Consider the following 21,114-nt stretch of genomic DNA (forward strand, 5'->3'; position numbering starts at 1 on the left):
GTCGGAGTGTAGCGCAGCCTGGTAGCGCACCTGCTTTGGGAGCAGGGGGTCCAAGGTTCGAATCCTTGTACTCCGACCACTTTTTCTTTGTATTAGTTTTCAGTCCCAGTACACACTGCCTATAGCTCAGCTGGATAGAGCAACGCCCTTCTAAGGCGTAGGTCGCACGTTCGAATCGTGCTGGGCAGGCCACTCCTTATAATTCTTACCCTCCTTTTCTTTTTTGCCCTTTTCGGGGATATTTGCACTATTCATTTTGATATCTGTGAATATACTGGTACTGAAATTTATATGTTTATTGATAATGGGAGATATTCGTGAAAAGCAAAAAACTAAGCGCTAATTGTTTAATCGTTTCGACATTGTTCTTTGGCGCTGTAAATGCTTATGCCGCAAGCCAGACGATGGATAAAATTAAATCTACTGGTGCGGTAACCATGGGTGTGCGTGAATCGTCCATTCCTATGTCATATACCACCGGCGATAGTCGCTTTGATGGCTACCACGTCGAGATTTGTCGCATGATTTTGGCTGATATTAAAGATAAGTTGGGTTTGAGTACCTTACGCATCAATTATCAACCCGTTACATCACAGAATCGTGTACCCCTGGTTCAAAACGGTACGGTAGATATTGAGTGTGGCACAACAACAAACAACACTGCACGAGCAAAGGATGTTGGTTTTGCCAATACCCTATACGTTGAAGAGGTTCGAATTGCGGTCAAGGCAAATTCTGGTATTAATTCTATCTCTCAATTGGCGGGTAAGAAGCTTGCGACGACTACTGGTACTACCTCAGTACAGTTGCTACGAAAGCATGAAAAAGCCAATGGCGTTAATTTTGATGAGGTATTTGGTAAAGACCATGCTGACAGCTTTCTACTCTTGGAATCTGGTCGCGCTGATGCATTCGTGATGGATGGTTCAATTTTGGCTGGCAACATTGCTAACTCTAAAAATCCAAAGGATTACAAGATTGTTGGTGAGGTGCTCTCAACTGAGCCTATTGCGATTATGGTTCCTAAGAATGATCCGGAGTTTAAGGCTGCCGTGAATGCTGCAATTGCCAAGATTGTTGCTAATGGCGCTATGCCTAAACTGTGGAATAAATGGTTTCTAGGTCCAATTCCACCAAAGAATATTGTTGTGGGTCTTGAATTGTCGCCAGCCACCAAAAATGCTTGGGCCAATCTCAACGACAAGCCTGCTGAAGATTACAACAAGAAGTAAACGACAGCTATTCATTGGGTACGAGTCAAGAATATGTCTTTAGATTTAGGTGTTTTTTGTAGGAACACCTTGGATGGGGAGGTGGTGGATCACTGCTTTTCCGCCCTTTTCGGTTTGGCTCAAAACAGCGACCCAAGCTACTTAGACTGGCTCATGAAAGCTTGGGCTTGGACCTTGGCTGTTGCAGGTCTTGGCTTGACGATTGCTTTAATTCTAGGGGTGGTTATGGGTACTCTGCGTACTTTGCCAACTACTACCTCTCTTAATAGATGGCTTATTCGTATTTCCACTGCCTGGGTTGAGTTATTTAGAAATATACCAATCTTAGTTCAGGTCTTTCTTTGGTATCACGTCATCCCAGCCTTTGTCTTACCTTTAAAGTCTTTGCCATCCTATTGGCTGGTGAGTATTGCACTTGGATTCTTTACATCAGCTCGCATAGCAGAGCAGGTTAGGGCTGGCATTCAGTCTTTACCAAGTGGGCAGGCTAATGCTGCAACTGTATTAGGTTTAACAACTGCACAAAGTTATCGTTACGTTATCTTGCCAATGGCCTTACGGATCGTAATTCCACCGTTGACATCAGAGAGTATGAATTTAATTAAAAATTCTTCAGTTGCTTTTGCGGTTTCTGTGCCGGAGTTGACCCTATTTGCGATGCAAGCTCAGGAAGAAACATCCAAGGGCGTTGAAATTTATTTGGCAGTCACCTTGTTGTATGCCCTATCAGCATTTGCGGTAAATCGAGTGATGACTTTGATTGAAAAGCGTAGTCGTATTCCGGGTTTTATCGTTTCCAATGATGCAAGCTTGGCTCACTAGAGTTTAATTAGGTTATTCATATGCTGAGCTTAGATCTGAGTTTTTATAATTGGGAATTATTTACCAACTATATTCTTAAGGGTTTGTTATTCAGTATTCAGTTGACTGTTATTGCAACATTAGGCGGAATTCTATTTGGTACGTTCTTGGCCTTAATGCGTTTGTCAGGCAGGCCTGCTTTGGTATATCCCGCTTCCTTCTACGTAAATACAATGCGATCTATCCCCTTGGTGATGGTCATCCTGTGGTTTTTCTTGCTGATCCCAATGTTGATTGGCAGGCCGATTGGTGCAGATCTTTCAGCCACAATTACCTTTATCGCATTTGAGGCAGCCTTTTTTTCAGAAATTGTACGGGCTGGCATTCAGTCGGTGCCAAAAGGCCAAGTCTATGCTGGCGAGGCATTGGGGATGACCTACGGTCAGAACATGCGCCTGGTAGTCTTGCCCCAGGCTTTTAGGAACATGATTCCAGTATTCATGACTCAGACGATTGTTTTATTTCAGGACACCTCGCTTGTCTATGCAATTGGCGCATATGATCTGCTCAAAGGATTTGAGATTGCTGGCAAAAATTATGGTCGTCCAATTGAAACCTATATCTTGGCTGCAGTAACTTACTTTGTAATTTGTTTCTCGCTTTCTAAGCTGGTTCGTAAGATCCAGGCTAGAGTAGCTATTATTCGCTAATTTCACCCAGTGCAAATTAAATAGATCATCATGATTCAGCTTAAAAATGTTTCCAAATGGTATGGCTCATTTCAGGTGCTAACTGAGTGCTCGACATCGATAAAAAAGGGCGAGGTTGTTGTGATTTGCGGGCCTTCTGGCTCTGGTAAATCTACTCTGATTAAAACAATTAACGCTCTTGAACCTTTTCAGGCTGGTGAAATTACGGTTGATGGAATTGCTCTGCATGACCCTAAAACAAACTTAGCAAAACTACGCTCACGCGTGGGTATGGTATTTCAACACTTTGAGCTTTTTCCACACCTCAGTGTTACTGAAAATCTGACTCTTGCTCAAATGAAGGTTTTAGGTAGATCAGTAGATGAGGCTAAGACTCATGGTCTAAAGTATTTAGAGCGTGTTGGGCTAATGGCGCAAAAGGATAAGTTTCCTGGACAGTTGTCTGGAGGTCAGCAACAACGTGTAGCGATTGCGCGAGCCTTGAGTATGGATCCGATCGTGATGCTATTTGATGAGCCAACCTCTGCCTTAGACCCAGAGATGGTGGGTGAGGTGTTAGATGTCATGGTAAAGCTTGCTAATGAAGGGATGACGATGTGCTGCGTAACACATGAGATGGGCTTCGCGCGTAAGGTAAGTCACCGTGTCATCTTCATGGACCAAGGAAGAATTATAGAAGACTGTACCAAGGATGAGTTCTTTGGTAGTCCTGAGTCAAGATCGCCAAGAGCCAAAGAATTCCTCTCAAAAATTTTAGATCACTGATCTAAATACCCATTTCAGCAAAAACTTCTTTGGCACATCTAAAGCTATCAATTGCAGCTGGTACGCCGCAGTAAATCGCAGCTTGCAAAAATATTTCCTGAATATCTTCTTTGCTCAGACCATTATTAATTGCACCCCTGACGTGAAGCTTGAGCTCATGCGGACGATTCAAGGCAGTGATCATCGACAGATTAATGATGCTTCTGGTTCTGCGGTCTAAGCCAGGTCGATTCCAAATTTCATTCCAACAATATTCGGTCACCAACTCCTGCATCGGCATATTGAATGCATCGGCATTCTTGATGGAGTTATCTACATACTCCGCACCCAGTACTTCGCGGCGAGTCTTAAGTCCTTTTTCAAATGATTCTTTATTCACATTCGTCTCCTGTGTTGAGGGTATATTTAATAGATTCCATATATTGCCACTATTTATGTTTCGCTGTTTAGCCTAGAATAGTTCGTATGAACATCTCTCGCCTGTTTTCTATCACCATCTTATCTTTTGCTGTTTTTATGCTCGGTGCATGCACTGTTGACAAGCTCGAAGCAAGATTGCAGGCCGACCCAGAATGTAAACCCGTCATGAACGCCAAGACTGGTGCCTTAATGCCTTGCCCTGGTAGCGATAAGCAATTTTATAAATCGATTCCAGCTTTAAATACAGTTACCCCAAAAGTGAATCAGGGTTCAGAGGTTCAGACATCTAAAGCAACTACAAGCCCATCATCAACTTCTACATCAAGACCCACTTCAGCACCAAAGGCCGCTACTGCACCAGTTGAGTGCAAGCCGCAACTCCATCAAAAGTCCGGCAGCCTTATGCCTTGCCCAGCACCCTAGGGTGTGGGTCACAGTCTTGAATGAGGCGTATGATCAGTTCAACTAGCCTAAGAGCTAATCCACATCAAATCACGCATCGGATCCAAAAATGAACAAATTAGGTGCTTTAGTTGTAGCAATTTCTGCAGCCACTTTATTGGCAGCATGTAGTAACACTCCTAAGTTGGCAAGTCAGCCAATGCCAAAGTCTGGCTTCTTGCCAAATTATTCTGTCTTGGTGCCAATGGCTACGTCTGAAGCCGATACCCGTATTTGGAGATATCGCAAGGCGGGTGTAAATCCTGGCGCATACACTGCAGTAATTTTGGACCCCATTTATTTAAATCAGAATGCTACTAAAGAAATTTCTCCAGAGGTGATTAATCAGGCGCAGATCGCATTGCAGGATTCAATGGTCAGCGCAGTGAATAGTCGCGGAAATATCAAGATCGTAAATCAGCCTGGTCCAGGTGTAGCGCGTATTTCTGTTGGCATTACTGGGGCAGAAAGTTCAGCTGATAGTTTGCAGCCGTGGAATTTCACGCCGATTGGCTTGGCCATGAATGCGGCTGCTTATGCCGGTGGCGTGAACTCTAAAACTCCAGCGATGCTAGTGGAGAGCAAGATTACTGATAGCCAAACCAAAGATGTGATTGGTGAAGGCTTGGTAACAATTCAGGGAGAGTCTTTCCGAACTGGCGGAGGTTCCATTGAATCATTTGTCGCTATGGCCAAAAAGGTAGTGAAGGTAGCTATGGAAACTTCTGCCGATCCAAGAGCTACTGCGGCTAAATAAATTTCTGATGCGAGCTCTCATTTCTAATCTTGGCCTCATCGGCGCGGCAGTATTCATTTTCATTGCAACTCCTGTGTACGCTGATGACGCATCACGCAATAAAGAGATTCAAGAACGTTTTGCTCAATGCGATCTCAACCGAGATGGCAAACTTACTCTTAATGAGGCTAAGGGGTGTATGCCTCGAGTCTACGATCATTTCAGTAGAATTGATGAGCAGAATAAAGGCTATGTTACGGTTGCTCAGATTGAGGCAATGGCCGCTAGGTAATTAGATTGATAGAATGAAAGGGCCTCAGATGAGGCTCTTTTTTATTGGAGTAGATGATGACTTACGTAATTGAAGGTTTTAAGGATTCCATCATTACAGTCCCTTCGGCAGATGGCCCGATTGATATTGCTTGCCAGACTGCTGGCTCCGGTCCTGCGTTGCTACTGTTACATGGATTTCCTCAAACTAAAGCAATTTGGCGTCATATTGCACCTCAGTTGGCAAAGCGTTTTTCTGTGGTCGTGACGGATCTTCGCGGTTATGGCGCCTCATCAAAACCAGCTGGGACTCCAGATCATTCAACCTACTCAAAAAGATCCTTGGCTACTGATCAGCATGCCGTGATGCAAGCCCTTGGGCATAAAACGTTCTCTGTACTGGGTCATGATCGTGGTGGGCGTGTATCGCATCGTCTAGCAATGGATTTCCCTGAGAGTATCGAGCGCCTGATGGTGCTCGATATTTCTCCAACACTCGCAATGTACGAGAACACTACGATGGAATTTGCTCGAGGCTATTGGCATTGGTTTTTCTTAATCCAAGCCCATCCTATTCCTGAGACGCTGATTGGCGCTAACCCCGAGTTTTGGATTAAAAACCATATGGGGAGGCATGCTGGTATTGGAATTTTTGACTCACAACCGTGGTCCGAGTATCTAGAGGGTGCAAGTAACCCGGCATCTTTGCATGCCATGTGCGAGGACTATCGTGCGTCTGCTTCAATTGATTTAATACATGATCGAGCTGATAGAGATGCTGGTAAGAAATTACCAATGCCGTTGCGGGTCTTATGGGGAGATCGCGGTCTAATAGCTAAGTGCTTTTCACCAATTGAAGACTGGAAGAGGGTTGCTGCAGATGTTTCTGGAAGAGGGGTTCCTTGTGGCCACTACATTCCCGAGGAGTTGCCGCAGGAGCTGCTTGCTGAGGCAGAGCAATTCTTTGCTTGAGTAATCTATTTGGCTAGTTTGGGCAAGTTTTTAGAAGTGACTGGCCAGCTTAAAACAATCTTGGGATTAATTTTTAAGATCTTCTTGTCTTTATCCGGATAATTAATTCGGGACAATAAATCAGCAATCAAATTCAGATGTGCAAGCTTTTTGTCATTTGCACAGATGACGGTCCACGGCGCATCTGATGAATTAGTTTTCTTGAGCATTTCGTCTCTAGCTTCAGAGTAAGCGTCCCACATCTTTTGAGCTTTCTGATCGATAGGGCTGATCTTCCACTGCTTCAGCGGATCTTTTTTGCGATCTTTAAGCCTTTTTTCTTGCTCTTCTTTGGAGATATCTAGGTAGTACTTAATGATTTGAATTTCGGATCTTACAAGTAGAGATTCAAAATCATTTACAGTTGCCATGAATAGTTTGTATTGGTCATCAGTGCAAAAGCCCATCACTTTTTCTACGCCGGCGCGGTTATACCAACTTCGATTAAAGAGGACGGTTTCACCAGATGATGGGAGTTGCGCAACATATCTCTGAAAGTACCATTCATGCTCTTCAAGGGAAGAGGGGGCAGCTAGAGCCACAACCTTGGTATCTCTTGGGCTTAAATTTTCAGTAACACTTTTAATGCTGCCATCTTTTCCTGCAGCATCACGTCCTTCAAAAATAACTAAGAGACGTTTGCCTTTTTGAATGTTATGACGCTGAAGTTTGACTAATTCAATTTGCAGAAGCCGTAAGTCTGCCTCGTAAGTATCTTCAGAAATCAGTGACTTACTCACGGGCAGTCCTTAGGAAATGCTGAATGATTATTGAGCGGGTGTCTCTGAAACAACTTTTTTAGCTGGAGCTCTTTTTGTAGCAGCCTTCTTTGCAGGAGCCTTCTTAGCCACGGCTTTCTTGGCTGGCGCCTTCTTAGCGGTAACTTTTTTAGCTGGAGCTTTTTTCGCAACCGCTTTCTTTGCGGGTACTTTTTTAGCTGGAGTCTTTTTCTCTAACTTATCTAGAGCTTTAGCAAGCTTATCAATTAATTTCTCTCTGTCAGCCTCGAGCTTGTCTAGTTTTTTCAATAATTGCTTCACTAATTTTTTCTGACTCATGACGTATTCCTTTAAATAGGGTGCTTGTTATTTAATCTGTGTAATTGGCTGACGCCTACCTCTTGATCCTACGTTCTATTGAACATAGATTCAAGCGATTGTGACAGTCTCATCTAAATTTAATTTGATGCTACATTGGATTTGCATGTTTATGACTTTATTTTCCCTTCCTCGAACTGTGTGGCTCATCGGTCTGATTAGTTTTGTCAATGATGCCGCAAGTGAAATGCTGTATCCCTTGATGCCGCTCTATCTCGCCACTGTATTGATGGTGGGGCCTAGGGCGCTAGGTCTGATTGAGGGGATTGCAGAGGCTACTTCAAGTATCTTTAAATTAGTTTCTGGTGTGATTGTGGATCGCACCAAAAAGACTAAGCCCTGGATTGTGATCGGCTATTTCCTAGCGGGAATTGGCCGACCTTTAATTGCGATGGCAAGTTCTTGGGCATGGGTCTTGTGTATTCGATTTACTGATCGTCTTGGCAAGGGCTTGAGAAGTTCCCCACGGGATGCATTATTGGCCGAGAGTGTTGAGCCCAATCAGCGAGGCATTACCTTTGGATTACATCGGTCGATGGATAATGCAGGTGCAGTCTTTGGACCCCTAATTGCAGCTTACTTATTATGGATACAAGTCCCATTGAGGGATATCTTCTTATGGGCGGTTGTCCCTGGAGTCATCGCCGTAGTTCTGGCACTTTGCCTTAAAGAGCCTGTTCGCGAAAAAGTGACTGTCAAACCTTTTTCATGGTCTCTCGAAGGTCTTCCACCACAATTTAAGCGCTATATTTTGGTGGCTGGTATTTTTGCCTTAGCAAATTCATCGGACATGTTTTTGTTGCTGAGGGCCAGAGAGCTTGGGGTTCCTCAAGAGCAGATTCCTCTCTTATGGGCTGCTATTTCTTTAATCACAACTATTTTTGGAACGCCGCTATCGGCTCTCTCAGATCGATTTAGCCGCAAGAACTTTATTTTGATCGCATGGGCTGCCTTTGCATTTTTTTATATTTCAATGAGTTTTTCTGGTATCACGCTCTGGATGCTTTGCGGGCTATTTGCTGTCTATGGATTGTTTAAGGCAGCTACTGAGGGGGTAGAGAAGGCGCTAGTGGCAGACCTTGCTCCTAGGGGCATGGCGGGAACTGCCTTTGGTTGGTTTAATTTAGTATCGGGTTTGATGTTACTGCCAGCCTCATTAATATTTGGCTTGCTTTATGAATCCTTCAATCCCAGTTACGCATTTCTATTCTCCGGTTCCTGTGCTTGCATAGCCTTTTTGATGCTCGCATTTTGGGTTTTCAGAGTCCCAGAAACACAAAACCCCAGATAAAGACATCATCTGGGGTGATTGGAAAAGCTAGGGGCTGTGGTCAGTTATTCCGGGTGGAAGTTATTACTGGCCATAAAGCTAATGGTGCGCTCAAAGCCCAAAATACGGATATAGCGCCAGGCGATATCGCGGTACTTGCTATCGAGATAGCCAACGGCGACTTCGGGAGTCCTTTTGGACAGGTCGATTTGTTGAATTGCGCGGGCCCAACGTTTGAGTCTTGTTGACATATTTGTCACCTCCATGGGCATACAACGCATGAAAAAGTGACTGGGATGACAGGAATTTGTAATATTTTTAAGAAATGAGTAAATTTTGCTAAATAAGCCCTTTTTTGACCCTTTAACCCTGTATTTCTGCTGCAGCGCGCTCCTTTTTTGCCGCTTTAGCCCGGGCTTTAATGGGTTTGAGGTAGATCAGCAGGCAAACAAAGGCGACGGTACCTAGGGTGGTTTCCAGTGCAGCCATCCAGAAATTAGCCCCTGTTTCCAGAATGCGGACCAGTCCCTCGGTGATGTAGAGCAAGATCAGCATGGAAGCCCATTGCATGGTGTAAACATTACCTTTCCAGAGTCCTGGAATGGCAAATAAGAGGGGAATGGCTTTGAGAATGAGCCATGAGCCACCAGGTCTCAGCGGGGAAATAAACCATTCCCAAGCAATGCATAGAATAAACAGGTCAACAAAAGCTGCTGTAGCAATCAGTTGATACGGGTTTTTGGATAGCCAGCTTTTGAGCATGAATTGCCTTAAATGAGTTTGAGTGCTGTGAGTGCTAAGCGCTTGCCTTGAGCAATAGCTAAGCGTTGCTCTTCAGCGCTGATTGGAGCTCGGCCATCAGCATGTGCGAGGTGGGTGAGTCCGTAAGGGCTGCCACCAGTCGAGGTGCTCATGAGGTCGGGCTCACTGTACGGAATACCCATGATCATCATGCCGTGGTGAAGGAGGGGAATCATCATGGTGAGAAGAGTGCTTTCTTGCCCACCATGCAGACTGCCCGTGCTGGTGAAAACACAAGCTGGCTTACCAATGAGTGCACCATTCATCCATTCTGACGAGCTGCCATCCCAAAAATATTTCATGGGAGCCGCCATATTGCCAAAGCGAGTGGGTGATCCCAGAGCTAGGCCAATACATTCTTTTAAGTCTGCATACTCAACATAAGGAGCGCCATCAGATGGAACTGCCGCCTCGGTAGATTCACAAACAGTGGAGATGGCTGGCACGGTGCGTAATCGAGCGTTAGCACCTGGAACGCTTTCGATCCCCTCGGCAATAAGCCGTGCAAGGTTGCGGGTTGCGCCATAGCGTGAGTAGTACAAAACTAATATGTCTGATTGGCTCATATTTTTCTCTTATCTCTTATGATATGGGCGATGCGCCTCATTCGTAATCCTCAATTATGGCTCTCTCTTGGAAAAGAGATCTGGGAGCGTAATCGCGGACAAAATCTGAAGCAAGTGGCGGCTAGTTTGGCTTTCACAACTACGCTGTCCTTGGTCCCAATGCTGACGGTGGCTTCTATTCTGATTGGCTATCTTCCCAGCGTAGTGCGGATCAAATATGCCGTTCAGGCTTGGCTGCTCGATACCTATATGCCTGGCGGATTAAATCAACAAGTCTTTAACTACTTGAATCAATTTTCGGCTCAGGCCAAGGGTCTGACCTTGCTTGGTTTGATTGGTCTCGTGATTACGACGATGATGACAATGGCAGTGATTGAAAATGCTTTTAATCAAATTTTTCGTGTCTCGGAGCGGCGACCCATTGTGAAAAAGGTCGCAGTCTATTCAGCGGCCACAATAATGGGCCCCATTCTGCTGGGTATCGGGACTTATTTGAGTGGCCTGCTATTTAGTGCGGCAGAAGGGTGGACGGAAGCCCTAAGTTTTGGCTTGAGCTTATTCGCAACCGTGGTTCCGGTGCTTTTAGCAATGTCTGTATTCTCCGTGGCCTATAAAGTTCTGCCATATACACAAATTCAGTGGTGCGATGCGTTTAGCGGTGCCTTTTTTGCCGCTCTTACCTTCGAATTAATGAAGTTTGGATTCGGCCTCTTTTTAACTAATGTGGCCTTTTACAAAACGGTCTATGGTGCCTTTGCTATTTTCCCCTTGGCGCTCATTTGGATTTATCTGACTTGGTGGATTACCTTGGCTGGAGCAGTCTTAGTTGCCAACCTCCCCAGCATTCGGAGCGGGCTGCTTAGGGTTATTCGTTACTGAAATACCTCAATTGACCCTTGATTCCCTTTGGGCTTGAGAATATATTGTTCATATAAGAACTTATTGCTGGAGACCAAATGAAGGTTTGTGACATATTGCGCGTAAAAGGTAGCACTCTATTTACGGTAGCTCCAGAGACTACTTTGCAAACAGCGGTCTTGGTAATGAGTGACCACGATATCGGCTCCTTGGTGGTCATGGAATACGACAAGCTTGTCGGCATCCTGACATTCCGTGAGGTGATTGCTGCCTTGGCTAAGCATCATGGCAAATTGGATAATCTGTTGGTACAAAGCGTTATGAATTCCAAACCACTGACATGCAATATGGAAACTGAGATTGATGAAGTGCGTCGTATGATGTTGGTGGAGCATGCCCGCTACTTGCCGGTGATAGATCAAAAGATGCTGATGGGTGTGATTTCTTTCTATGACGTGGCTAAATCCGTCGTTGAAGCTCAAGACTTCGAAAACACCATGCTGAAGGCATATATCCGCGACTGGCCAGAAGAGTCCGAAAAGGCATCCCCTTAAGTGACCTAGCCCGATAGTCCTGACAGATGACATAATGTCGATATGTCAGGAAATACTTTAGGCCTCCTCTTTACAGTCACCACCTTTGGTGAATCCCATGGTCCCGCAATTGGCGCCGTTGTTGATGGCTGCCCTCCAGGAATGTCTCTGTGTGAAGCAGACTTGCAAATTGATTTAGATCGTCGAAAACCGGGAACCTCGCGTCATGTCACACAGCGTCAAGAGGCGGATAGGGTTGAAATTCTATCGGGTGTCTACGAGGGCAAAACCACTGGGACCCCAATTGGTTTATTGATACGTAATACGGATCAGCGCAGCCAAGACTATGGAAATATCCTGCAGACATTTAGACCTGGTCATGCTGATTACGCTTATCACTATAAATATGGCTTGCGCGATCCTCGTGGTGGTGGACGATCCTCCGCGAGATTGACTGCGCCTGTTGTTGCTGCAGCAGCTATTGCTAAGAAGTGGCTCAAAGAACAGTATGGCACTGAGTTTTATGGCTTCATGAGTCAGCTTGGTGAAATTGAAATTCCGTTTCAAGATGCAGCACTCATTGAGAGTAATCCTTTCTTTGCTGCAAACGCCGATATTGTTCCCCAGTTAGAAGCGTATATGGATGCATTGCGCAAAGCAGGGGATTCCTGTGGCGCCAAGATTGAAGTGCGGGCGCGTAATGTGCCAATTGGTTTAGGTGAGCCTTTATTTGATAAGTTGGATGCCGACATCGCGCATGCCATGATGGGTATTAATGCAGTCAAAGGTGTTGAGATTGGTGCTGGCTTTGGATCAGTAGCGCAACGCGGTAGCGAGCATGGCGATGAACTCCATCCAGATGGATTTGCAAGCAATAATTCTGGCGGTACTTTGGGTGGCATTAGTACTGGCCAAGATTTACGAGTCTCGATTGCAATTAAACCGACTTCTAGCATCTTGAGTCCAAAAGAATCAGTTGACCTAGATGGCAAGCCGATTACCGTGCAAACCAAAGGTCGTCATGATCCTTGTGTAGGTATTCGTGCAACGCCGATTGCTGAAGCAATGTTAGCTTTGGTATTGATTGATCATGCTCTACGCCATCGTGCTCAGTGCGGCGATGTGCAACATGCAGTACCGCCGGTGCCGGCTGCCCGACCTGGTTCAGTAAGCGACTAAATCCGTTTAAGAAAAAGATAATGACACCTTCAGTGCGTTGGGCCTTCGGGTCCTTTTTCTTTTTATATTTCGCGTATGTTGGCTTAGTTTCTCCCTACGCCAGCCTCTTTTTCCTTGACCGTGGTTTTAGTGTTATTGAGATTGCAGTCTTAATGTCCATGCTACAAGTTACACGAATAGTTGGGCCATTCTCCTGGGGATGGCTGTCTGACTATCTATCCGATCGCATTGGCATTATTCGATTCTGCGCTTGCTTAGCAGCAGTCACTTTCTTGTGCATCTTTTTTCTGCAAAGCTATATCGCATTCTTCATTTGGATGTTTGTATTGCACACCATCCTAAGCAGCTTGATGCCATTAGGAGAGTCGGCCACAGTACATGCTTTATTTAAAGATAATTCCTTTGATAAGCGTTATGGCCGCTTACGCTTATGGGGGTCAATTGGCTTTATTGCGATGGTCTTAATTGCTGGTGAGTTATTTCAGCGTGAAGGTATTGAGCTCTATCCGATTGTGGGCGCGGTAGTGTTGATCTTCTTGGCATTAGTTACATTCCGCTTGCATGAGCTCAAGATGGAACGTCGCAAGATGGTGAAAGGCGAACTCTTAGTTGTTTTGTTTAATCCTGATGTGCGTTGGTTCTTGTTATCGGGATTCTTTATGATCTTTGCGCATGCTGCTTTGTATGTGTTCTATTCACTCTACCTAGCAGACCTGGGTTACGATAAATTCGAGATCGGCTTATTTTGGGCTCTAGGCGTTGCTGCTGAGGTGATCTTCTTTTATTTCCAGAGCAAAGTACTCAGTCGTCTGGATGCCGAAGTTGTTTTACAGCTTGCTTTTGGTATTGGTGTGTTTCGATTTATTTTGATTGCCTTTTTCCCATTCACTTGGGTGCTGATATTGGCTCAGTTGATGCATGCAGCTACTTTTGGTGCTCACCATAGTGCTGCGACCAAGTTACTGCAGCGTTGGTTTACTGGCTCGCTGCAAGCTAGAGGGCAGGCTTTGATGGCAACAGTGTCTTATGGCTTGGGTGGGACGCTAGGCGGTTTAGTTGCGGGCTGGCTCTGGGAAGCAACTCAGCCACGCAATGTGTTTGTGATGGCCGCATTAGCCTGTGGATTAGCAGGTATGGCGATTGGGAAAATGCGTCCACGCCACTACCCAGCTAGATAAATCAATCAACATTCTTTACATTGATCCGTAGTTCGGGCCACCACCACCTTCGGGGGTAATCCAAATAATATTTTGACTTGGATCTTTGATGTCACAGGTTTTGCAATGCACGCAGTTTTGCGAATTGATTTGTAACTGTGGCTGCCCATCTTTTTCTACATACTCATATACGCCGGCAGGGCAGTAACGTTGCTCGGGACCTGCATAAGTTTTGAGATTCAAGCTGACAGGCACCGACGCATCTTTTAATGTGAGGTGAATAGGTTGGTTCTCAGCATGATTGGTATTGGAAATAAATACTGAGGAGAGGCGATCAAAAGTAATCTTGCCATCGGGCTTTGGATATTGGATCGGTTGATGCTGCGCTGCTGGTTCAAGGCACTCATGGTCTGCATGTTTTAAATGAATTGTCCAAGGCATATTGCCGCCCAACAGCTTTTGCTCTAGACCAACCATCAGAGTTCCAAGGTAAAGTCCTTTGGACATCCACGGCTTAAAGTTGCGCGCTTGATTTAGCTCGGTATGTAACCAACTATTTTTGAAGGCGCTTGGATATGCAGACAAGACATCAGCAGAGCGATTCTCATTAAGCGCTGCAACTGCGGCTTCAGCAGCCAGCATGCCGGTCTTAATGGCAGCATGGCTTCCTTTAATGCGTGATGCATTTAAGAATCCTGCATCACAACCAATTAATGCACCACCTGGGAATACAGTTTTAGGCAGGCTATTTAATCCGCCAGCCGTTAGTGCACGTGCGCCATAGGCCAAGCGCTTACCGCCTTCAAAGGTCTCGCGAATCTTAGGATGTAATTTATAGCGCTGGAATTCTTCAAAAGGAGAGAGGTAAGGATTCTTATAGGAGAGACCTACCACCAGACCTACTGCGACCTTGTTATCACCCAAGTGATACAAGAATGAACCGCCATAAGTATCGCTCTCCAGTGGCCACCCAGCTGTATGAACCACTAGGCCAGGCTTGCTCTTGGAGGGCTCAACTTCCCATAACTCCTTAATGCCGATGCCGTAGCTTTGTGGGTCAGCATCTTTATCTAATGCAAACTTGCTAATCACTTGCTTGCCTAGATGTCCGCGTGAACCTTCGGCGAAGAGGGTGTACTTGGCACGCAATTCCATACCGAGTTGAAATTGATCAGTAGGATTACCTTCTTTATCTAAACCCATTGCGCCTGTAATGACACCACAAACTGCACCTTGCTCGTTATAGAGAATTTCTGCAGCAGGAAATCCGGGAAAAATTTCTACACCGAGATTTTCCGCTTGTTGACCAAGCCAACGAGTGACATTGGCTAAGCTAACAATGTAGTTACCTTCATTTTTAAAGCAGTGGGGTAGCATCCAGTTTGGAACTTGGAACGAACTTTCTTTTGTTAAGAATAAAAACTGGTCTTGAGTCACTTCAGCATCCAGTGGCGCACCCATTTCCTTCCAGCTAGGGAAAAGTTCTGTGAGGGCTCTGGGATCCATAACGGCGCCCGACAAAATATGAGCGCCGATTTCTGAGCCTTTTTCCAAAATACAAACGCTAATCTCTTTGCCAGCTTCATTGGCTAATTGTTTGGCTTTAATGGCTGCAGATAAACCAGCTGGGCCACCTCCCACGATGACTAGGTCATAGTCCATCGATTCTCTAGGTCCGAACTGTTCGAGCAATTCCTGGGCGTTCATTTCACTCTCCGACATCTCTTAAAAATAGGCTACTGAGTACATTTTCAGCAATTTTTAGCAATTCCACCATTTTTATGGCTTCCTTGAACCCTTTTAGTTTAGTTCCAAGCGGTAAAACCCAGCTAGGTGCCAACTGGCTTCGAGCTTGGATTCCCAAAGCGTTATGATTACTTTTTTACCTTTTTGGCAATATTAGGACGAATGTATGAATAAAACTTACCCATCAGCAGTAGATGCCTTGCGGGATATCTTGAAGGATGGTCAGAAGCTCGCTGTTGGCGGTTTTGGTCTTTGCGGCATCCCTGAGGCTTTAATTCAAGCGGTAAAGGATCTTGGCGCGCAAAATCTGACGGCAATTGCTAATAATGCTGGTGTGGATGGCTTTGGCTTGGGTTTGCTATTGAACTCAAGGCAAGTAAAGAGGATGGTTGCATCCTATGTGGGTGAAAACAAAGAGTTCGAGCGTCAGTTTTTAGCTGGTGAGCTCGAGCTGGAATTTACTCCGCAAGGTACTTTGGCAGAAAAGCTGCGTGCAGGTGGTTGTGGTATCCCTGCTTTCTATACCAAAACTGGTGTGGGTACTCTAGTCGCTGAAGGTAAAGAAGAAAAAGAATTCGATGGCGAGAAATACATCATGGAGCGCGCAATTGTTTCTGATATTTCTCTTGTCAAAGCATGGAAGGCTGATAAGTCAGGCAACTTGATTTATCGCTACACCGCACGTAACTTCAATCCAGTAGTGGCAATGGCCGGCAAGATTACGGTTGCTGAGGTGGAAGAGATCGTGGAGAACGGGGAGTTGGATCCAGATCAGATTCATACGCCAGGCATCTACGTGCATCGCTTGGTGCTGAACACTACGCCCGAGAAGCGTATTGAGCAACGCACTTTATCTGCAGCTTAATACTCATCGCAGCAATATAAAAACAGTACAGAATATTTAGGAAGATTGATATGCCTTGGAATAGAGATGAAATGGCAGCACGTGCTGCTAAAGAGTTAAAGGATGGTTACTACGTCAATTTGGGTATTGGTATGCCAACCCTGGTGGCTAACCATGTTCCTGAAGGAATGGAAGTGTGGCTCCAGTCTGAGAATGGATTATTGGGTATTGGCCCATTTCCAACGGAAGCAACTATTGATGCAGATTTAATTAATGCGGGCAAGCAAACTATTACGACTTTGCCTGGCTCTTCCATTTTTTCTTCTGCAGATTCATTTGGAATGATTCGTGGTGGAAAGATCAACATTGCGATTTTGGGTGCAATGCAGGTGAGCGAGCATGGCGACTTAGCTAACTGGATGATTCCTGGCAAGATGGTGAAGGGCATGGGCGGCGCCATGGATTTGGTTGCTGGCGTTAAGCATGTGGTTGTTCTGATGGAGCACGTTGCTAAGAAGAAAGACGGCACAGAAGAAATCAAGATTCTGCCTAAGTGCACTTTGCCATTGACTGGTGTGGGTGTTATTAGCCGCATCATCACCGATCTGTGCGTGCTTGATATCACTCCAAAGGGTTTGAAGTTGGTAGAGTTGGCTCCAGGCGTCACCAAGGAAGAGGTAGTGTCCAAAACGGGTGCCCCTGTAGATACAACGGGTTTCTAACCTTTTCTACTGGATAGTGAAATAATGGGGTCAATGACCCCATTTCTATTTCTAAAGAGTCTTCTATGAGTGCTGCAGATCATTCTCTTCATGCACATAAGCAGGGTGATGCTAAACATGCTCATGCCAAGCAGGTCTCCAATCAAAACCTTCTCCTCATTGCCCTAGTTCTGACATTAGGTTTTTCTGGTGTTGAAGGTGCTGCAGCGTATTTCGCAAATTCATTGGCCTTAATTTCAGATGCAGGTCACATGGTGACGGATGCAGCTGCGCTAGGCCTAGCCTTACTAGCCCAAATTATTTCCCGTCGCCCACCATCACCAAAACATTCATTTGGATTTGGTCGAGCAGAAGCCCTTGCTGCATTTGTAAATAGTCTTGCGATGTTGGCTTTAGTCGCTTGGATTATGGTGGAAGCAGTGAGCCGATTTTATGATCCGCACCAAGTGGATGGATTGACAGTCACAGTCGTAGCCGCAATCGGCCTGCTGATGAATATCGTTGTGGCATGGGTACTTTCGCGTGACAAGAAAAGTGTTAATACACGTGCTGCTTTGGTTCATGTCATGGGTGACTTGTTGGGCTCTGTAGCCGCATTGATTGCGGGTATTGTTATCCAGCTGACGGGTTGGATGCCAATCGATGCAATTCTCTCCATTTTAGTTTCGTTGCTGATTTTGAAATCTACTATTTCCATTTTGCGTGAGTCATATCACTTCTTGATGGAGGGTGTGCCTTTACATATTGATTACCTGCAAGTGGGCAACGATCTTAAAAATGTTCCCGGTGTATTGGCAGTGCACGATTTACACGTTTGGGAAATGACACCAAGTTTTCCAGCACTGATTGGCCATATTGAAATCGAGCAGATGAGTGAGTGGCCAGAAATCATGGCACGCATCAACGAGATGCTATTGAATAAGCATGGGATTGATCACGTCACTCTACAGCCTGAGATTGCGGGTATGGTGGATGAGCATACCCATGACGAGCAATTGAATGATGAGATTAAAAAACCCAATGTGATTCATCATGGAGATACTTTCTTTGTCACTTGCACTAGTCCCGACGGACCGCATCGCATGGCGTATCACGCCTGGGGCAATCCCAACAACCCAAAGGTTTTGGTTTGTGTTCATGGCCTAACTCGTAGGGGTAGTGATTTCAAAACCCTTGCGCAGGCGATGAGCAATGATTACTACGTCGTCTGCCCTGATGTAGTGGGACGAGGCGATTCTGATCGATTGAAGAACCCAATGCTCTATGCCGTTCCTCAATACGTCGCAGATATGGCGAGCTTGATTCAGCATCTTGGAGTTGCACAAGTCGACTGGTTTGGAACTTCGATGGGCGGCCTCATTGGCATGGTCTATGCCTCAATGCCTAAAAATCCAATACGTCGTATGTTAATTAACGATGTGGGTCCTCGGATTGAGCCTGAGGCCATTAAACGTTTAGGCTCTTACGTTGGGCAAGCTTTTAGCTTTGCCAATCGCGCAGATGCGCTGCAGCGTCTAAATGAGATCTGTGCATCGTTTGGTAGCCATACACCAGAAGAGTGGGAGATTTATAACGGCCCGATGCTTGTACAAAAAGATGGCCTTTGGGTGATGCACTATGACCCTGATATTTCTGTACCGTTTGCATCTGTTAATCCGATTATGGCTAAGGCAGGTGAGATGGCAATGTGGCATGCCTTCAAGCAAATTCATATCCCGATGCTGATCGTTCGTGGCGGTGAATCGGATTTACTCTCTGCTAAAACAGTGGCCGAGATGTGTAAGGTCAACCCCTACATTCGGAGTATTGAAATTCCAGGGGTGGGACATGCGCCTGCCTTTGTGAAGTCAGAACAAGTTGCTTTAGCAAAAGAATTCTTTAGTTAAGGATTTCGGTCTTCCATGTCAAATGCTGGCAATGTATCTGAGAGCATCAAAATCATAGATGGCTGGTATGGAGAGCCCTCTGAAAGTCATGCTGCCGGTGTTCTGAGTATTCTGAAATTGCTTCATCTAGACGAGGCTACATTAACTGCTGCAAGTAATATCGCGCGGACTCACGGCAAAGAATCACTCACTAAACTGATTGGCGATGAGTCAGCCAAACTGTTGATTGGTTATCGTGGTCTAAGGCAGGCTCAAGCTAAGCTCGTTCGTAATGATGGTGGTCTCAGCATCTCTGGGCAGGAAGAAATGCTGAGAAAGATGTTGCTCGCTTTTGGTGACGACTTACGTGTGGTCCTTATTTATCTTGCCTCACGCTTGCAAACCTTGCGATGGATTACCCATGAAAAAATGGAGATGCCAAAAGCCTGGGCGCAAGAGATTCTTAATATTGATGCATCGCTCGCAAATCGCCTCGGTATCTGGCAAATGAAATGGGAGATGGAGGACTTGGCGTTTCGAGTTCTGTCTCCAAAGACCTATCGAGATATTGCCAAGATGCTCGATGGCAAGCGGATTGAGCGTGAATCTTTTATTGAGCAAATTGTCAAAAAGCTTCAGGAAGAATTAACTGTCGCTCATATTCAGGGTGAGGTTCAAGGTCGCCCAAAACACATCTACAGTATTTGGAAAAAGATGCAGGGCAAGTCACTCGACTTTGCCAATCTTTATGACGTCAGAGCATTTAGGGTTCTAGTGGAGGATGTTAAATCTTGCTACGCCATTTTAGGAATAGTGCACAACGTCTGGCAGCCAGTGCCACGTGAATTCGATGACTATATTGCGAGACCCAAACCCAATGGCTACCAATCTTTGCATACTGTAGTGATGGATGAACATGGCACCGCATTTGAGATTCAGGTGCGTACCAATGAAATGCATCAACAGGCTGAGTATGGATTGGCTGCGCACTGGCGTTATAAGGAGGGTGCTTATGTTGGTGCTGCAACACCATCAAAAAATAAACCTGCCTCCAATACTCCGAACACACTAAACCCCAGCCATCAAACTGGCACACATAGTGCAGCGGTTGCTTATGAACGCCAAATTGCTTGGGCAAGGCAGCTCATCTCTTGGAAAGAAGATGCTTGGGATCAATTAAAGCATCATGAAATTGATGATCATATTTACGTTCTCACACCTCTGGGCAAAGTCATTTCCTTGGAGAAGGGTTCTTCACCAATCGACTTTGCATACGCAGTGCACACTGATCTGGGGCACCGCTGTCGTGGTGCTCGAGTTGATGGAGCTATGGTGCCATTAGATACGCCGCTACAAAATGGTCAGACTATTGAAATCATTGCTGTAAAGCATGGTGGCCCCTCGCGTGATTGGATAAGCCCTAATCGCAACTACTTGCGCTCACAGCGTGCTCGTACTCGTGTGCGCACTTGGTTTAATGCCTTGGATGATGAAGAGGCTGGTGCAAAGTCTAGCGATATCAAAACGGAGCAGAAGCCAGACACCAAGGTGACTGCACCAGCGCCAGAAATTATTCTGAAGCAAAGTACCCGTAGACAGGGTCAGGCAGGTGATGTGTTAGTTGTCGGGGTAGATTCATTACTAACTCAGTTGGCGCGTTGCTGCAGACCGGTGCCTCCAGATGCTATTGCTGGATTTGTGACTCAAGGTCGTGGTGTATCGATTCATAGAAGATCCTGTAAAACTTTTAGAGGCTTATTGGAGCGGGCGCCTGAGCGGGTTATTCAGACTGCCTGGAATGAGTCGACCCCAGAAACTCTGACAACAAGTGATCCAAAACGCGTATTCCCAGCGGATCTGGCTATTACTGGTCTTGATCGTCCTGAACTCATGCGCGAGTTGTTTGAAATTCTGACAAGGCAGGGTGTTCATGTGATTGATTTGCGTAAATCAGCTAAACGAGGCCTTGCTCAAATCCTGTTGACTGTGGAAATTAAGGACTCAGAAGCCTTGCGCTTGGTTCAAAATGGTCTTGAGGAAGTCAAAGGGGTGACCCAAGTACGCCGCCGGTGATAAACTCTATGGCTATA

At 45.6% G+C, this 21,114-nt stretch carries 24 protein-coding genes and 2 tRNA genes; 19 read left to right on the plus strand and 7 right to left on the minus strand.

Going from position 1 to position 21,114, the window contains the following annotated elements; genetic code table 11:
- Positions 1 to 2 precede the first annotated feature (2 nt).
- From FD975_RS04400 to FD975_RS04425, 6 genes are all read left to right on the plus strand, one after another.
- Positions 3 to 79, plus strand: a tRNA-Pro gene (locus tag FD975_RS04400).
- A gap of 36 nt (positions 80 to 115) precedes the next feature.
- Positions 116 to 192: transfer RNA gene (locus FD975_RS04405), tRNA-Arg, on the plus strand.
- A 125-nt stretch (positions 193 to 317) separates the two neighbouring features.
- On the plus strand, positions 318 to 1,232 hold the full coding sequence (locus FD975_RS04410; protein ID WP_371743394.1) for an amino acid ABC transporter substrate-binding protein: 915 nt from the start codon (positions 318 to 320) through the stop codon (positions 1,230 to 1,232).
- Positions 1,233 to 1,265: 33 nt separating this feature from the next.
- Complete coding sequence (locus FD975_RS04415; RefSeq protein WP_215303429.1) at positions 1,266 to 2,054, plus strand: amino acid ABC transporter permease; 789 nt, start codon at positions 1,266 to 1,268, stop codon at positions 2,052 to 2,054.
- Positions 2,055 to 2,074: 20 nt separating this feature from the next.
- Entirely contained in the window at positions 2,075 to 2,743 is a 669-nt protein-coding gene (locus tag FD975_RS04420) for an amino acid ABC transporter permease (RefSeq protein ID WP_215303431.1), read from the plus strand.
- Positions 2,744 to 2,773: 30 nt separating this feature from the next.
- Positions 2,774 to 3,508: an amino acid ABC transporter ATP-binding protein gene (locus FD975_RS04425; protein WP_215303432.1), complete on the plus strand. Its 735-nt coding sequence runs from the start codon at positions 2,774 to 2,776 to the stop codon at positions 3,506 to 3,508.
- A gap of 1 nt (position 3,509) precedes the next feature.
- On the opposite strand, the gene FD975_RS04430 is transcribed toward FD975_RS04425, so the two are convergent.
- The gene (locus FD975_RS04430; protein ID WP_215303434.1) at positions 3,510 to 3,887 is read right to left on the minus strand and encodes a carboxymuconolactone decarboxylase family protein; all 378 of its coding nucleotides are present in this window, start codon (positions 3,885 to 3,887) and stop codon (positions 3,510 to 3,512) included.
- Between the two features lie 86 nt (positions 3,888 to 3,973).
- Here FD975_RS04430 and FD975_RS04435 point away from each other — a divergent pair, with 86 nt between their 5' ends.
- The 4 genes from FD975_RS04435 to FD975_RS04450 all read left to right on the plus strand — a co-directional run bounded on the left by FD975_RS04435 (position 3,974) and on the right by FD975_RS04450 (position 6,347).
- Complete coding sequence (locus tag FD975_RS04435) at positions 3,974 to 4,351, plus strand: hypothetical protein (protein WP_215303436.1); 378 nt, start codon at positions 3,974 to 3,976, stop codon at positions 4,349 to 4,351.
- A gap of 88 nt (positions 4,352 to 4,439) precedes the next feature.
- Entirely contained in the window at positions 4,440 to 5,126 is a 687-nt protein-coding gene (locus tag FD975_RS04440; protein ID WP_215303438.1) for a DUF3313 domain-containing protein, read from the plus strand.
- Positions 5,127 to 5,133: 7 nt separating this feature from the next.
- Positions 5,134 to 5,397: a hypothetical protein gene (locus tag FD975_RS04445; protein WP_215304015.1), complete on the plus strand. Its 264-nt coding sequence runs from the start codon at positions 5,134 to 5,136 to the stop codon at positions 5,395 to 5,397.
- Between the two features lie 53 nt (positions 5,398 to 5,450).
- Complete coding sequence (locus FD975_RS04450; protein ID WP_251371421.1) at positions 5,451 to 6,347, plus strand: alpha/beta fold hydrolase; 897 nt, start codon at positions 5,451 to 5,453, stop codon at positions 6,345 to 6,347.
- 5 nt (positions 6,348 to 6,352) lie between these two features.
- Here the strand turns inward: FD975_RS04450 and ppk2 are convergent, their stop codons facing one another.
- Positions 6,353 to 7,126, minus strand: a complete 774-nt coding sequence (gene ppk2, locus FD975_RS04455) for a polyphosphate kinase 2 (protein ID WP_371743395.1) — start codon at positions 7,124 to 7,126, stop codon at positions 6,353 to 6,355.
- Between the two features lie 27 nt (positions 7,127 to 7,153).
- Positions 7,154 to 7,444: a serine/threonine protein kinase gene (locus tag FD975_RS04460; RefSeq protein ID WP_215303440.1), complete on the minus strand. Its 291-nt coding sequence runs from the start codon at positions 7,442 to 7,444 to the stop codon at positions 7,154 to 7,156.
- Between the two features lie 151 nt (positions 7,445 to 7,595).
- Here FD975_RS04460 and FD975_RS04465 point away from each other — a divergent pair, with 151 nt between their 5' ends.
- A complete protein-coding gene (locus FD975_RS04465) occupies positions 7,596 to 8,774 on the plus strand; it encodes an MFS transporter (RefSeq protein ID WP_215303442.1) in 1,179 nt (392 codons plus the stop codon).
- Positions 8,775 to 8,818: 44 nt separating this feature from the next.
- Here FD975_RS04465 and FD975_RS04470 read toward each other — a convergent pair whose 3' ends face one another.
- From FD975_RS04470 to wrbA, 3 genes are all read right to left on the minus strand, one after another.
- Positions 8,819 to 9,004 carry a hypothetical protein gene (locus tag FD975_RS04470; RefSeq protein WP_162785873.1) on the minus strand — a complete coding sequence of 62 codons (186 nt, stop codon included), beginning with the start codon at positions 9,002 to 9,004 and terminating at the stop codon, positions 8,819 to 8,821.
- 112 nt (positions 9,005 to 9,116) lie between these two features.
- Entirely contained in the window at positions 9,117 to 9,515 is a 399-nt protein-coding gene (locus FD975_RS04475; RefSeq protein WP_215303443.1) for a DUF2069 domain-containing protein, read from the minus strand.
- 8 nt (positions 9,516 to 9,523) lie between these two features.
- Positions 9,524 to 10,120, minus strand: a complete 597-nt coding sequence (gene wrbA / locus FD975_RS04480) for an NAD(P)H:quinone oxidoreductase (protein WP_215303445.1) — start codon at positions 10,118 to 10,120, stop codon at positions 9,524 to 9,526.
- Positions 10,121 to 10,150: 30 nt separating this feature from the next.
- Here wrbA and FD975_RS04485 point away from each other — a divergent pair, with 30 nt between their 5' ends.
- The 4 genes from FD975_RS04485 (at position 10,151) to FD975_RS04500 (ending at position 13,868) form a co-directional block, all read left to right on the plus strand.
- Positions 10,151 to 10,999 carry a YihY family inner membrane protein gene (locus FD975_RS04485; protein ID WP_215303447.1) on the plus strand — a complete coding sequence of 283 codons (849 nt, stop codon included), beginning with the start codon at positions 10,151 to 10,153 and terminating at the stop codon, positions 10,997 to 10,999.
- Positions 11,000 to 11,076: 77 nt separating this feature from the next.
- Positions 11,077 to 11,532, plus strand: a complete 456-nt coding sequence (locus FD975_RS04490) for a CBS domain-containing protein (RefSeq protein WP_215303449.1) — start codon at positions 11,077 to 11,079, stop codon at positions 11,530 to 11,532.
- Positions 11,533 to 11,574: 42 nt separating this feature from the next.
- Positions 11,575 to 12,690, plus strand: a complete 1,116-nt coding sequence (aroC, locus tag FD975_RS04495) for a chorismate synthase (RefSeq protein ID WP_215303451.1) — start codon at positions 11,575 to 11,577, stop codon at positions 12,688 to 12,690.
- A 20-nt stretch (positions 12,691 to 12,710) separates the two neighbouring features.
- Complete coding sequence (locus FD975_RS04500; protein WP_215303453.1) at positions 12,711 to 13,868, plus strand: MFS transporter; 1,158 nt, start codon at positions 12,711 to 12,713, stop codon at positions 13,866 to 13,868.
- A 15-nt stretch (positions 13,869 to 13,883) separates the two neighbouring features.
- On the opposite strand, the gene FD975_RS04505 is transcribed toward FD975_RS04500, so the two are convergent.
- Complete coding sequence (locus FD975_RS04505; RefSeq protein WP_215303455.1) at positions 13,884 to 15,554, minus strand: electron transfer flavoprotein-ubiquinone oxidoreductase; 1,671 nt, start codon at positions 15,552 to 15,554, stop codon at positions 13,884 to 13,886.
- A 205-nt stretch (positions 15,555 to 15,759) separates the two neighbouring features.
- On the opposite strand from FD975_RS04505, the gene FD975_RS04510 reads away from it, so the two are divergent.
- From FD975_RS04510 to FD975_RS04525, 4 genes are all read left to right on the plus strand, one after another.
- On the plus strand, positions 15,760 to 16,458 hold the full coding sequence (locus tag FD975_RS04510; RefSeq protein WP_215303457.1) for a CoA transferase subunit A: 699 nt from the start codon (positions 15,760 to 15,762) through the stop codon (positions 16,456 to 16,458).
- A 50-nt stretch (positions 16,459 to 16,508) separates the two neighbouring features.
- Positions 16,509 to 17,159 carry a CoA transferase subunit B gene (locus tag FD975_RS04515; RefSeq protein ID WP_215303459.1) on the plus strand — a complete coding sequence of 217 codons (651 nt, stop codon included), beginning with the start codon at positions 16,509 to 16,511 and terminating at the stop codon, positions 17,157 to 17,159.
- Positions 17,160 to 17,224: 65 nt separating this feature from the next.
- The gene (locus tag FD975_RS10535) at positions 17,225 to 19,045 is read left to right on the plus strand and encodes an alpha/beta fold hydrolase (RefSeq protein WP_215303460.1); all 1,821 of its coding nucleotides are present in this window, start codon (positions 17,225 to 17,227) and stop codon (positions 19,043 to 19,045) included.
- A gap of 15 nt (positions 19,046 to 19,060) precedes the next feature.
- Entirely contained in the window at positions 19,061 to 21,097 is a 2,037-nt protein-coding gene (locus tag FD975_RS04525; RefSeq protein ID WP_215303462.1) for a bifunctional (p)ppGpp synthetase/guanosine-3',5'-bis(diphosphate) 3'-pyrophosphohydrolase, read from the plus strand.
- Positions 21,098 to 21,114: the final 17 nt, after the last annotated feature.

The organism is Polynucleobacter sp. AP-Jannik-300A-C4, from assembly GCF_018688335.1.
Lineage (GTDB): Bacteria > Pseudomonadota > Gammaproteobacteria > Burkholderiales > Burkholderiaceae > Polynucleobacter.